Origin of the sequence: Lysinibacillus sp. VIII_CA (assembly GCF_049943995.1) — a bacterium.
Classification (GTDB): domain Bacteria; phylum Bacillota; class Bacilli; order Bacillales_A; family Planococcaceae; genus Lysinibacillus; species Lysinibacillus pinottii.
Genome location: NZ_JBNFXM010000015.1, coordinates 1 through 12,136 on the forward strand (window position 1 = coordinate 1; position 12,136 = coordinate 12,136).

12 protein-coding genes and 2 pseudogenes are annotated in these 12,136 nt (G+C 32.8%); 6 read left to right on the forward strand and 8 right to left on the reverse strand.

Going from position 1 to position 12,136, the window contains the following annotated elements; genetic code table 11:
* Positions 1-1,113 precede the first annotated feature (1,113 nt).
* Both ACP3VS_RS17235 and ACP3VS_RS17240 read left to right on the forward strand, forming a co-directional pair.
* Positions 1,114-1,287, forward strand: a pseudogene (locus ACP3VS_RS17235) (ArsR/SmtB family transcription factor); the annotation flags it as partial.
* Between the two features lie 310 nt (positions 1,288-1,597).
* Entirely contained in the window at positions 1,598-1,687 is a 90-nt protein-coding gene (locus ACP3VS_RS17240) for a topoisomerase C-terminal repeat-containing protein (protein ID WP_332291540.1), read from the forward strand.
* 2,218 nt (positions 1,688-3,905) lie between these two features.
* Here ACP3VS_RS17240 and ACP3VS_RS17245 read toward each other — a convergent pair.
* Positions 3,906-4,553 carry a hypothetical protein gene (locus ACP3VS_RS17245; RefSeq protein ID WP_332291534.1) on the reverse strand — a complete coding sequence of 216 codons (648 nt, stop codon included), beginning with the start codon at positions 4,551-4,553 and terminating at the stop codon, positions 3,906-3,908.
* A gap of 362 nt (positions 4,554-4,915) precedes the next feature.
* Here ACP3VS_RS17245 and argS point away from each other — a divergent pair.
* A pseudogene (gene argS / locus ACP3VS_RS17250) lies at positions 4,916-5,240 on the forward strand (arginine--tRNA ligase); the annotation flags it as partial.
* A 167-nt stretch (positions 5,241-5,407) separates the two neighbouring features.
* Here argS and ACP3VS_RS17255 read toward each other — a convergent pair.
* Positions 5,408-5,752: a hypothetical protein gene (locus tag ACP3VS_RS17255; RefSeq protein ID WP_426389349.1), complete on the reverse strand. Its 345-nt coding sequence runs from the start codon at positions 5,750-5,752 to the stop codon at positions 5,408-5,410.
* Positions 5,753-6,110: 358 nt separating this feature from the next.
* On the opposite strand from ACP3VS_RS17255, the gene ACP3VS_RS17260 reads away from it, so the two are divergent.
* A complete protein-coding gene (locus ACP3VS_RS17260; RefSeq protein WP_426389351.1) occupies positions 6,111-6,323 on the forward strand; it encodes a hypothetical protein in 213 nt (70 codons plus the stop codon).
* A 1,114-nt stretch (positions 6,324-7,437) separates the two neighbouring features.
* On the opposite strand, the gene ACP3VS_RS17265 is transcribed toward ACP3VS_RS17260, so the two are convergent.
* The 4 genes from ACP3VS_RS17265 to ACP3VS_RS17280 form a co-directional block, all read right to left on the reverse strand.
* Complete coding sequence (locus ACP3VS_RS17265; RefSeq protein WP_207889939.1) at positions 7,438-7,803, reverse strand: hypothetical protein; 366 nt, start codon at positions 7,801-7,803, stop codon at positions 7,438-7,440.
* 195 nt (positions 7,804-7,998) lie between these two features.
* Entirely contained in the window at positions 7,999-8,232 is a 234-nt protein-coding gene (locus ACP3VS_RS17270) for a spore germination protein (RefSeq protein WP_426389352.1), read from the reverse strand.
* The gene (locus tag ACP3VS_RS17275; RefSeq protein WP_426389354.1) at positions 8,165-8,674 is read right to left on the reverse strand and encodes a spore germination protein; all 510 of its coding nucleotides are present in this window, start codon (positions 8,672-8,674) and stop codon (positions 8,165-8,167) included. The genes ACP3VS_RS17270 and ACP3VS_RS17275 overlap by 68 nt, the downstream gene beginning before the upstream one ends.
* Positions 8,675-9,052: a spore germination protein gene (locus tag ACP3VS_RS17280; protein WP_207889941.1), complete on the reverse strand. Its 378-nt coding sequence runs from the start codon at positions 9,050-9,052 to the stop codon at positions 8,675-8,677. It lies immediately after the preceding gene.
* Between the two features lie 365 nt (positions 9,053-9,417).
* Between ACP3VS_RS17280 and ACP3VS_RS17285 the strand changes: the two genes are divergently transcribed.
* The gene (locus ACP3VS_RS17285) at positions 9,418-9,642 is read left to right on the forward strand and encodes a PepSY domain-containing protein (protein ID WP_243432693.1); all 225 of its coding nucleotides are present in this window, start codon (positions 9,418-9,420) and stop codon (positions 9,640-9,642) included.
* Positions 9,643-10,016: 374 nt separating this feature from the next.
* Positions 10,017-10,364: a hypothetical protein gene (locus ACP3VS_RS17290; protein WP_207889942.1), complete on the forward strand. Its 348-nt coding sequence runs from the start codon at positions 10,017-10,019 to the stop codon at positions 10,362-10,364.
* A gap of 239 nt (positions 10,365-10,603) precedes the next feature.
* Here ACP3VS_RS17290 and ACP3VS_RS17295 read toward each other — a convergent pair whose 3' ends face one another.
* Both ACP3VS_RS17295 and ACP3VS_RS17300 read right to left on the reverse strand, forming a co-directional pair.
* Entirely contained in the window at positions 10,604-10,813 is a 210-nt protein-coding gene (locus ACP3VS_RS17295) for a hypothetical protein (RefSeq protein ID WP_207889943.1), read from the reverse strand.
* Positions 10,813-12,036 carry a Ger(x)C family spore germination protein gene (locus tag ACP3VS_RS17300; protein WP_426389400.1) on the reverse strand — a complete coding sequence of 408 codons (1,224 nt, stop codon included), beginning with the start codon at positions 12,034-12,036 and terminating at the stop codon, positions 10,813-10,815. Before ACP3VS_RS17300 ends, ACP3VS_RS17295 begins: the two co-directional genes overlap by 1 nt.
* Between the last annotated feature and the right edge of the window lie 100 nt (positions 12,037-12,136).

The window sequence follows — 12,136 nt, forward strand, 5'->3', positions numbered from 1 at the left end:
GGAATTAAAACAAAGTGTGCTAAAAAACTAACTGATAAGAATAACAAACAATATACATGGATTGGCTGTAAAACTTTTTTCATTTTATACCTCCCTAACAAGTATACCCACTAAGGCTTTGATATATACACTTAATCGGGTGAGTGGTCCGAAAGCATTCTTGAATGATGGATAGATAATAATATATGGGAATGTCTCCGTCACAACGAAGAAGGTGCAAATACAAACGCCATCTCCTTGAGTTACACATGGAAATTAAAATAGTCGTATTTCTGATAAAAAAATCGATGATATATAGGTAATCAATGCGATAATTTTAATAATTCGAGTTTGCGATTTAACATACATACAATATGGTTAATAATAGAAATAAGTTAAAGAACTCGTTGACTTAAGTAGCATAAGTTCTTAATACAATTACTGTGTTGGTAGGGTGTCTCCCCTCATTTTGGATTAGAGATTAGCTAATCTTGAATATAGGTGGTGGGAGGGTTGGCTACTACATTACTAAGTAAAAAAGATGAGGGAACATATTCACTTCAAGTTGGAGAAATTGAAGTGAAAATAAAGGAAAGTTAGCTGCTTTATCAAGAGCAAATATCCGACATTTTGCTAGGCTGGAAAATACTATGCCAATACAATACTTAAAAAACTATGTTTCTATATATGAGATATACAAGCTTCCAATAAACGATTAATACCCCAATCCATCTCAGAAGATGCGTATGAGAAAAAGTATTAAAATAGTACAAAAAATAAACTATAGCTATAATTGCAGTTATTGGTAGGACACTTACTATGTCAACACCGTGTTTAGCTAAGTGCAAATAAATTAATCCTTCCCTAATAAATTTTTGTGTGCTAGCAGATGAAAATTTGTATTAAAAAAAACTAATAAAGTCGATTATAAGCAGTATTCTGGGTGTTACATATGTAGGAGATACATATTATAAATATTTCATTGCAGGTACAAAAATTGGATTAAAGAATACCCTGTATTCCCCCAACTTATAATGTTCGATTAGTATTGCAAATAGGCATAAAGGGCTATCTTCGTAGGAGCTCTACAAATGTGGTAATAGCAAAATTGGAAAACAGAAAAATTGAAAAACAATAATTAAGAAAAAATTAAAAGCAGTAGTTGATTTGAATCGCATTAAATTACTTACATGTTTGAAAAATGGGGAGGTATGTGTATGTGATTTTGTGGATGTGCTAGGAATGTCACAACCAGCCGTTAGTCAACATCTACGAAAATTAAAGGAGGATTGTATTTCTTGCAATAGGGGATAATATTCGGGTGGCATCTTTTTACTCACTCTGCTTCTCTCCTTACTGGAAGCGAGAAGGGACTAAACGGATTAACTCAAATTTTTCTAAAAGGGGGTTAATACTTATTACTAAATTTGAAATTTTGCTTACACGCCGCCAAGAATTATTAATATAATGTTAGTCCCAACAAGCCCCAAGATAGTCCCAAAACTAGCCCCAACTGTGTGCATTATTTTGCGTTAATCTGCATTGTAAAGAAAAATGAAAAACCCCAAAAGCTGCATAGAACAGGCTTTTGAGGGCTTTGTAGGGTACATATTACAAAATAAAAAAATTAGTAGGTAAATCAGGGAAGGAATTTGATGCTAAATTAATATTAAATAAAGATTTCAAAGTTGAATTCGATTTTAGTTAATCGTGTTGTCTCCAGGGTATGATGTGAGGAATTAAGAAATTGTAAGACTAGATCGAAAGGCGAAAAGTTAAGAAAGGAGACTGACTATACATGTTAGGAGCTAAAACAAGACCAAAAAAATAAAACTATATTTTTGATTTTAGGTTATCTAATTACTGCCTTATCCGGGTGTTTAGGAACTACCTGGTCTTTTTATGTTTATGGTCATTATATGGGGTGCCACACTTGATATTTTCATTACTGGCTATAAGTAGTGGAGGAATTATTAGCTTTATTTTAGCTATTTTTTTCTAGGGGAAATATTTGATATGCAACATTTTGACTGACTATCTGGTGAGTCTTTTTTTATTTTAAGGTGGTGATTTGTGGTATAAGTAACGGTTACAAAGTGACATTATAATTTTCTTTTTGAGGATTCGCCAAATTTGGTGAATCCCTTTTAATCTGGGTTAGCTGGATAAATGATGCATCGAAGGAGCAGAAAGAAAAGTAAGGGAAGAAGATTCATCTGTTCAATCATTAAATGATTTTATTTCTTTTGAAGAAGGTAACGAAATATTTCAAAAGAATAAAGCGATAACAAGTCCTGATGTCGTAGCTGAATCTCTTTATAAGGTTCAACCTCCGAAATCTGATGATGATATGATTGTAGTTTTTATTGATGTGAAAAATCGACCATTGCTCGTTTATAGGAAAGAGCATTTTTGGGGTTAGATAAATGCCGAATTCAGATATAGCCGTCACAATAGAGATTAAAACGAATAAGACAAACAGAATAGAAAATATGAGTATACCTTTCCTTTTCAGTCGCTCTTTTACATAACCATTTAAAACGATTAAAATAAAGCCCATTTCTAAAATACCAATACATATGTATAATATTCCCCAATAAATGGACGGAGTATTACTTGTATTTACTGGTAATAATAATTCGTATTCATTGTTTATTGAGTTTCCTAAATTGAGAAGAACAAACAAAAAATGTATAGTGAACAAATAATCAAGGACTTGATAGCTATGGTCTTAAGCCCTTTTAGGAAACCATAAAAGCATAATAATATAAGAAAAATAACTGTAATAAAATAGGGATAATCAGAGTTAAAACTTTCTTCTGCCCAAATAATCGTAAATTTGAGTGAGAAGAACGTTGATGACATTAAATAAAACGATATATATATAAATGATGAATACGTACAGTGTTTTATTATTTTGGACAGTTTCTAATTCAAGGAGTGAACTATTATTTAATGAAGAAGTTATTCTAGAAATAAATAATGCTAAAAGGAATATGTGTACTAAACTGTGCAAGGTACTTATCCAAGCTTCACGTTCCACCACTGTAAAAATTGAGGGAATAAAACAAAGTGTGCTAAAAACTAACTGATAAGAATAACTAACAATATACAATGGATTGGCTGTAAAACTTTTTTCATTTTAGGAGTATACACTTTATAAGGTAGATAATCTGAAAGCATTCTTGAATGATAGACGTATTGAAATGGAATAATTAATGGGAATACCATCCGACACAATGTCTTAGGGAGAAAAAATAGATTTTCTCTGTCAATAAGAAGGTGCAAATACAATCTGTGACACATATTTTTAAATTGTGTAATATGGGTTAAATTATAATATTGAAAATTCAAAGTGGCACCACGGGAATCTAGACTCGCGTCTCTTTAGAGAAGGGAGCTTTTTAAATCAATCTCAGCATAAAATTTCAACTGCATTAAATGATGAACTACCAACAAGTGAAATAGAAAAATTACTAGAAAAGCCTAATTTCATGGAGTTAGGTTTTCCGTGCTTTACACTAGCAAAAAAACTAAAAAATTACCTCAAGTGATTGCTTCTGAAATCGCAGTTTAATTAGTTAGTGGGGTGATCGAAGAAGTAAACGTAGTGGATGCTTATGAACAGTGGTTTGTTCAATGCTAAAAGAGTTAGGGTGCAACGAGGTAGTCAATCTAAATTTGCTCCTTATCCTCCCTTCGGTCCGGTACCGCAATTTCGGATTGACAACCGTCACGTTCCACTTTCTCCTTCCAACAACAAATAAAATAGAGTAGCAGATGCTACTCTATTTTATAATATAAAGTATGTTTATACAGGATTTATACACACTGCAGCCGCGATCGATTTCCTTTTTGTTGGATTCCTAAAATTTTAAAAAAGGCTAACTTAAGTTAGCCCATAAAGATGCTTTTCGCTCCGAATTTTATTTACTTACTTGTATCGCTCTTTCAAGTTTGTAGAAATATTCTTTGTTTACCTCCCATACATTCGGGGGTTCTTCTCTTGGGGGAATATTCCATTCAGGAGGAGGATCCAACTTTAATCGTATTGTAGTAAGATACGTTATCCCTCCACCGACGTATAAAAAACCTTTATTACTACTTTTTATATATTTATCGTAGAACTCCGTGTTACTATTTTCCAGATATTGCGTAAAATAATTCATGCTTTCACCTAAAGCTGAGAATCCTATAGATAAATCAATCTTAATTTGTTCGAGTGAACTTTTTATATCATTAGGTAACTCATGAGGAACTTCCAAGCTTTCTAAAAACAAAACACTTTTCATTAACCTCTCTTCTACAGACACTACAATATCATATAAATCTTCATCATCCATGCCATCTTGGAGCATATCTAATTCATACAACGGTTCTACACTAAATGTAAGCTGGTTGTAGATTGCATTCTCAAACTCCGCGAACTTCTGTTTCCCTATATTCGTTTCCGCTTTTATTTGAGGCGTGTATAAAAGAATTAACAGGGAATAGTAAAGCAAAAATACAAAAACAGTTGGGTATTTAATTATACCCTTAGCCATATAATCCTCTCCCTTCTTAGGATATTTCATGTTTAGTATCCCCGTACTAATCCCAAAAATTCGAGAGGGATTGACGAAGAACCTACGAGTAAGCGATATAAAAGTATTAAAACAGTTGCTGCACCTTCTCCCTCCAGCGATTGCCACCAAAATAAAAAGAGTTGCTTTCGCTACTCTCACTTGTTCCCCATTCTTTTTTTCGACCATATCTCGAACAAATAAAATAATCCAACTATGGAAAAAATTACACCCAAAACAACCAAAATATATCTAAACATTAAAAAAAGTTCCCTTATCCGAATATCTTCGTCAATCAACAGATGATGACAGAAAGTGTGTTGCACGCAATTTTAAGTGAAAAGGATCAATATTGTTCGAAGCAGCGTATATAAGAGAATGTTGTGGTCGACAATTCATCTCCGAATATTGCAAAACCGTTATCTATGGGTCATTTACGTTCAACAGTTATTGGAAATGCATTGGCAAACATGGATTTAATGCAGTGCGTATTTATTAGGTATTTATCTTGATTCCTATGCTGACGAAGTGTTTTATAATGACAAAATGAACATTGTTATCGGGGAGCTAAATGAAAGAGTCTTACTTACCTTATCTAATGGTGATTATGTTGTGGAAATGGAAGATTTTCCACCTTGTTTGATTACGAAAACGGATGGGGCGACACTTTATGCCACACGTGTTTTAGCTGCAGCAATGAAAACCACATTCCTCATGGAAAAGAAGATATAAGGCAACAGCATTAGAAGTTAGGGAATGAGTCCGGTTCAATACCGAACTCATTTAATCCAAGTAGCCTAATGAAATAACCATGTCTAACTTTTAGGGGTAGGGGTCACTTCACGATGATGGTCTTCTGGCATTTGCTATCCGATTAACCCAGGCACCACTGCATAGAACAAAATGTAATTGGCATCGTCTCCGTTGAATGTCTGAGAGTGGACTCCTTGATTCAATTCCGATTCACTTATAACGATGGTCCCAAGGTGGTCGTCCTCATCAATGTCGTCCTCATCGAAGAGAGACACTGTTGCCTCTCCGGCGATGGGCATAACTATGTTCAGGTCCAACGTCTGTCCAGTTTCGATGTCGATAGTGTCCCCGCCTTGTGGAAACATATGTCTGCCGTTGTAATGCATGTATATCTCATCTCTTCCATTATCTTCAGTTTCCAGGCATTGAAGCCTTAAAAACCTTACATCGCTGGCCATCTTTATTCCTCCTTTTATCTTCTTGATTGTGTAATTCTCTCAACAAAATAAAATCGTCAAAAAATTCTGGTTTATTAATGATTCTGGATCGATCCAAAACATAATTTACCCTAACTAAAATTTTTTATGTAAAAAATAATCCTTATTTTTAAAACAGAAAAAATTGGTGATTCGAAATAAAGTTAATTCTTTTTGAAAACGTTTTCTCTAAATAGATGATGAAATTTCAGTGGACTCCTAATAAACAACGCTTTTTATAGCCTATCAATCATTATTAGCTGTATCTTCTTGGTTACTTTATTTATTTTATCTAGTATCCTAAATTGTATTTTACTAACACGTATATCAGTGGTGGAGCTTGTTCATTCTGATTCGCATACTGAACGTATTCAAACTACAGAGGTACAAAGTAGATTCACAGTTTGTTTATTATATAAAAGCAGAATTGGAAAATAATCGTCCATTATTACGTGAAAGTATTATGGAACAGGGTAAAGTTATACGTCAATTTATACCTGTTTCTGGAGACCTTCAGGTGGGTGCTATCTTAAATTTCAATATGAGCTGGTAATGCCCTTTAGTAATTAGAGGCCGTGACGGTCAACCAGCGCTACAGTAAGTGCGTGCGAAACACTCACCTCTTTTCTGTGCAAATTAAGTTTACTTATACATTAATGACAAATAAAAGACCCCAGTTTAATACTGGGGAGAAGTTTGTCAGATAATAATGATTATTTTTCAAGATAATCTACATTTAATGGTGGTGGAACTAACCAACCTTTATTTTTATTAAGACGAAGTGGTTTGGAACCTATTTTTGCTGTATGAATTGGTCATATATTAGTGCAAATATCTTCTCGTGTAGAAGTTCTCATTCCTTGTCTGCATGCAACTAGTCCAGAAAGCAAGGTCAGCACTAATTTTCAGGATCATTAAATTTTGCTCCAGGAGGAATATCTTCTCGCAACATTTCGTTCGGGTGAAGCAGGAGGTAAAGCAATACTGTAGTATTTAGAACCCTTTCTAATTTTTTACTTCATCTTTACAAAGCATATTTTCAAGCTCGACCAAACACTAAATACTTCACCGTAGGTAAGTAATGGTTCGTCTTTTGGATTTCCACCCATAATACCCAACTTACACATCCTTTTCTTATTTTAGCTAAAGCAAGGATAGTATGGTTAAATAATTCAGTACTGATTAATATAAGAAAAACTATTAGGAGAGCATCATTAATGTGGCAAGAATTAGATTCTTGAAAATTGATGTTAGGAGAGCTCTTTTTATCTTATGCAACAAAAAGATCTTTAGGTTAGGCATCATATATAGGAAACCGCGTATTGAGGCAACATTACCAAAGGCTAGTGGGGGTACAAGTGATCCAGTGTACAAGGAGGTCGTCGTGTATATTCGCTAGGTTATCGTATTACCGAATATGAACAAAAGATTGCAGAGGTGCAAAAGCGTATTCCAGTGGTGACTGATGACAGGGAGAGTGAAGTCCTTCATAGATTGCTGGATGGGGATAGTATGCGTGCGATTGACATACATATGAGATTATTTAGTACAACAATTTTTAGAGTTAGAAACAATATCATGAATCAAATGATGAGCTTCTAAAAGATAAACAAGCCAATCTCCATTTTGAAGGTAGGCTTGTTTAAATATAAAGCTTCTATATAATATCAACTATTCAGAATTTTTTCATTATACTTGTTAGCAAGAAGGGTTAGAGAATAGTTGTTAGTTATACTTGCATTAATTAATCCATTTAAATTATGTTCAATTAAATGAATATGTTGATTTATTAAATTGATTTCATTGATATATATTGAATCAATTGTAACTTCTTTTAAAGTTCGGAACATCACTTTTTGCTCATTAAATAAATAAATCAACTCAAATTTGGAGTTGAGTATTAAAGTTGTTATTTCAGGGAAAATGATTTTATCATTTAAAAAACTAATGATGTTTTCTACCGAATTAACTCCTTCTATAGAATCTAAAACTGAAAAGGTGGCATGCAATTGTTTTCTAAAATCGTCTTTCATTTATTAATCCTCCATTTTTTGAAATTCCTTTTTGATAATAACAGTTTTTTAGTATAAAATTAATCGTTAATATCTTCCATTAATTGTTGGGAAAATACCCTATTATGAATTTCTAATATTTAAGATTTAGTTATTGTAATAAAATACAAAGTTCTTGCATATATGTCCATGAAAGCCTTATAAAGAAATTTGATTTTAAAGCATGGAACAAATGTGAACTATGTAATAAATGACGATAACACTTTGAGGAAGTCGATTAGAGCCTTCATAAATCGTTTCAATTATAAAATTGATAATCAACACTTCAATTACCATTGGCAAGGGAACTGCCTGTCTTTGAGAAACAAATCCAACTAACAAGTTAGGTGGAATAAACCCTGCGTGAAAGGTGACCAAAGCAACATATAAGGCAGGAACATATAAAGACAACCAAAAAAAAGATAATGCGGAGTGATCTTACCAATGCAATGGACTTGCTGGATAGATAATAATCTTCAGCAGACTGAAAAAATTGATTTAGCACTGCAGGAGCGATAAGGGCGTAAGGGCTGCCAACGATGATGCAGATTTTTCCCTCTAAAACATCAGCAGCTACTACGTCAGGCCGCTCAGTATTCATGATTAAAGGAAAAAACGACTTGAATTCTTTCGTCAAAAACTCGGATATATAGTTAGAATCTAATACTGAATCCAGGGAAATTTGGGACAGCCTAGTTTTTATGTTCTTAAGAATGTCGTGATCTACTTTAGATAAATTGTGGTTTATAACCAGCTTTCGAACCAATGCTACATTACCAGACCTACTTTCTGTAAAACCGATATTAGGACCTTCAACCGTGCGCTGCACTTTTGGATTTGATATAGCGCGCACCTACCATTTTGCTGTATCTGCAGCTATCATTTGCTCTGTTTTTCCGAACAGAATCACAGTCCATCCTTCCACTATTTTACTTATCGATTTTGATGTATCTATAACTTCAACACTTGCTGATTCAATGATCTCCTCCATGATTGTTATGATAAATTCACGCTCACTTGCATTACCGTTAATGTGTTTGTTTACAAGAGGATCTACAATATATTCCTCGATGGTAGACGTATCAACAATTCCTTCTAAATAGATAAGACCACCATAAACATCAGAATCCCTTCCTTTAAAGTACCGTACCTTTACATCTGAACTATTGCCGAACTGTACTTGTATCTGTTTGATTCGGGTTTTTACATCTAACACTTTATTGGTTTTCATTATACTCACCTTAACACTAATTTTTATAAAGGTTAGTGTAACCCAATTCATTTTTTTATGATCGTAATTAATATTTCTAGGACGAGGCATCAGATTAAAAGATATTTTGAACCAAATATTAAATAATATGAGAAGAATTCCTCCATCTAAATAATTACAACTTATCATTTAAAAATTCAGACAGTACGATAAAAAGAAAATTGATAAATCATGGCTTAATAAATTTGATCAAGATACGATGACAAGTGGCGATTTTGGAGGATAGAAGATTATTATTAATCAACGTAGTGATTAGTAATAGAAGAACCCTTGTTGCAGTATTAGCATATTATAAGAGCAGATTTGTTAGAAAGGGAGGTATGTCTATGGTAATGCCCACGCCGAATCAGAGGATTTCTCCACAACAAGCAATGCAGATAGCTGTGCAAAGAGTACCTGGTCAAATCATACACTACGATATGGATATGGAAAACGGTATTTTAGTATATGAAATTTACATTTTAACTCCTTACAATAAAATTTATGAAGTAGAAGTAAATGCAAAGACAGGTGTAATACGTAAAATTGAAGAAGAAAATGATTATGATTAGTTGTACAAAAAGCCCATGTACTCATTCATTTGAGTCTGGGCTTATTCCTTATTACATGATACTAAAGTGACGATTTAGCGAAAACTATTATCTTAGTATATGAACTGATTTAAATAAAATATCAAGTGTTTTAATGTGAATTTCACTAAAAATGTTACTTAAGTTATATAAAAAATAATAACACGCCAAAATAATGGCGGTATATTTGGCGTGATTTGTGAAAAAGGTAGCTGAATACCGCCAAATATTGGCGTGAAAATTTGATTGAATTTCTATAATAGGGAATGATAGGATTATAGTAACTCGAGGGTATGCTATAGCGAAATACGATTAGTATTTATTTGAAAAAGATATTAAAAAGGAGTACATAATTTATGAAAATATCAAAAATAATTAATGGTTTAGTTGTTTGTTGGGCTCTAATGTTTACAGGAGTATTAAGTTCTTCAGCAAAAGAAATTAATATTTCAAAACCAACTATGTCAGTTAATTCTTCAGCAATGAAAGAAATAAAACAGTTTTCGTTTGATCCAGTAAAATCAATAGAGCTTGTTTCTTGTAAGCCGCGACATATGGGACCATTTATAAATGACACTCACATTGGTTGGGCACCTGCACCTTATCAACCACCTGTTTACACTGGTGTTCTATATTATTCCCATTATGAATTTGAAAACGGTTATTGCTATACTGGTGTAGTTCATTTGAAAACCAAATATTAATAAAAAGCTCAGGCACTCAATTTTGAGCCTGAGCTTTTTTTATTTCCAAAAACTTTTTCTTGTCAAAATGAAAACTTCCGTTCTAATATAATTCGAATGAACGTTCTTATCGAGAGGATAGAGTTATATGTTGAATCCTGAACAACAGCGACTATTTCATAAATTTTTAATTATAGTCCTTGCTTTGTTTCATCATTCATCCACATGAGGCCCCGGGCAGTTTTTCCTTTAATAAACCCTTAAAACTGTCTCTTGAAAGAACTCCAAAGCCTGTTTGCTGTACTGATTTCAGTTGGTGATATTTGTGGATTATTTACTAATTGTATATGTGCTTCAAAATGATTATCTTTATAATCTACTCCAACACCTTGAAAATAGTACATTTTTTGTGGTTCTGTAACATCCCAACATCCTGAAAGTATTAATGTAACCTTTAAAGTAATAAACATTATTTATACACTTTTATCACTTCTCCTTTGTTTTTATTTTTATCAATGGCCCCAACACTTTGCGTGATTACGTGTACTTCAACCGTAACTGGTAGCTCTGTAAACATGTTTGACCAGTTTTCTTTAATTACTCCCCATTCTTTGGGATCTTCACGATGAAGTACATCCCCAAATCCAAAGATGTCTGTATGATAATATTGTTGTATTGTTTCAAGAGTTTCTTCAATTTGCATCTTAACGGATTCTTCAGTATTAGTGTTAATATATTCAATTGTTTTATTATCAGATAGATCTATATTACATTTTATTACTTGCCCAACATTTTGAGTTAGATCAAGTCGGATATTAATTTTTGGTTTACCGTTTTTAAATTCACCTGTGACCTTTGCAATAGAACTTGTAATTTCGGTCGTTAATCTTCCGATTTTATCAGGACAAGAAATAATTTCAAGAGTGCTTTTTACATTATTATCAATATAATTAAAGGTTTTACTTTGTTTTTCTGAAAGTATACCAATCAATTTATCCTGTTTAAAAATAGCTAACCCACTATACTTTAATATTGTGGGAGTAGATATTTTTTCTACGTTCTCATTTTCAACACCAACATCTTTTTCTCCTATAATCTCAATGGTTGGTAAAATATAACTCGATCCCGCTCTTCCAAAATTTTGTAATATTTGATCTATGTCAACTGATAATGTAGTACCCAAAGCTTTTTCGGAAGCTCTTAAGGAATTCAATATTTTTTTTGCAGGTATTTTCTCTAAAGGGGTTAATACACTTATTACCTCTTTAGCAGGAGAAGAAGATGAAACAATAACACTAAAATCATCTCTAGTTTCAGGGTCTCTAGCAAATAAATCAATTGACTGATTTATCCCATTACTCGCTAAACTATCTCTAATGACAAGTATGTTAAGATGAGCAAAATATGCTTTTCTGGGGGTTAGAGTATCCAGTTTTCTAATAGCTTCGAATACAGACTCTCCTGTTGCATGATAAGTAATGACAGGAGATTTGCCACTTGTATTTTCAGGGGCAATTTCACTAGGATTTATTATTTGGACAGAAACTTCATATCCTTCATCAGTTTTATCAATACCTGCAGCAGTTACAATAGCCAATTCATTTAATTCTCTTTTACTCCAGCAACCAGTCAAAATTATACTAATAAAAATTAGAAAAATTAGTTTTATTGTAGTTTTATTTATAATCACCACATCCAATTTTAAATAATATCTGAGTATAAATCGATCTAAAGAGAAACGACACTTTACTTTTTAGAGTGTTTACACTTCTAGTTTTGTTTATACTATGTAT

Coding starts and splice junctions, on each gene's coding strand:
- ACP3VS_RS17245 (WP_332291534.1), bottom strand. CDS start 4,553: ATGAAATATCCTAAGAAGGGAGAGGATTATATGGCTAAGGGTATAATT.
- ACP3VS_RS17255 (WP_426389349.1), bottom strand. CDS start 5,752: ATGGCCAGCGATGTAAGGTTTTTAAGGCTTCAATGCCTGGAAACTGAA.
- ACP3VS_RS17265 (WP_207889939.1), bottom strand. CDS start 7,803: ATGAAAGACGATTTTAGAAAACAATTGCATGCCACCTTTTCAGTTTTA.
- ACP3VS_RS17280 (WP_207889941.1), bottom strand. CDS start 9,052: ATGAAAACCAATAAAGTGTTAGATGTAAAAACCCGAATCAAACAGATA.
- ACP3VS_RS17285 (WP_243432693.1), top strand. CDS start 9,418: ATGGTAATGCCCACGCCGAATCAGAGGATTTCTCCACAACAAGCAATG.
- ACP3VS_RS17290 (WP_207889942.1), top strand. CDS start 10,017: ATGAAAATATCAAAAATAATTAATGGTTTAGTTGTTTGTTGGGCTCTA.
- ACP3VS_RS17295 (WP_207889943.1), bottom strand. CDS start 10,813: ATGTTTATTACTTTAAAGGTTACATTAATACTTTCAGGATGTTGGGAT.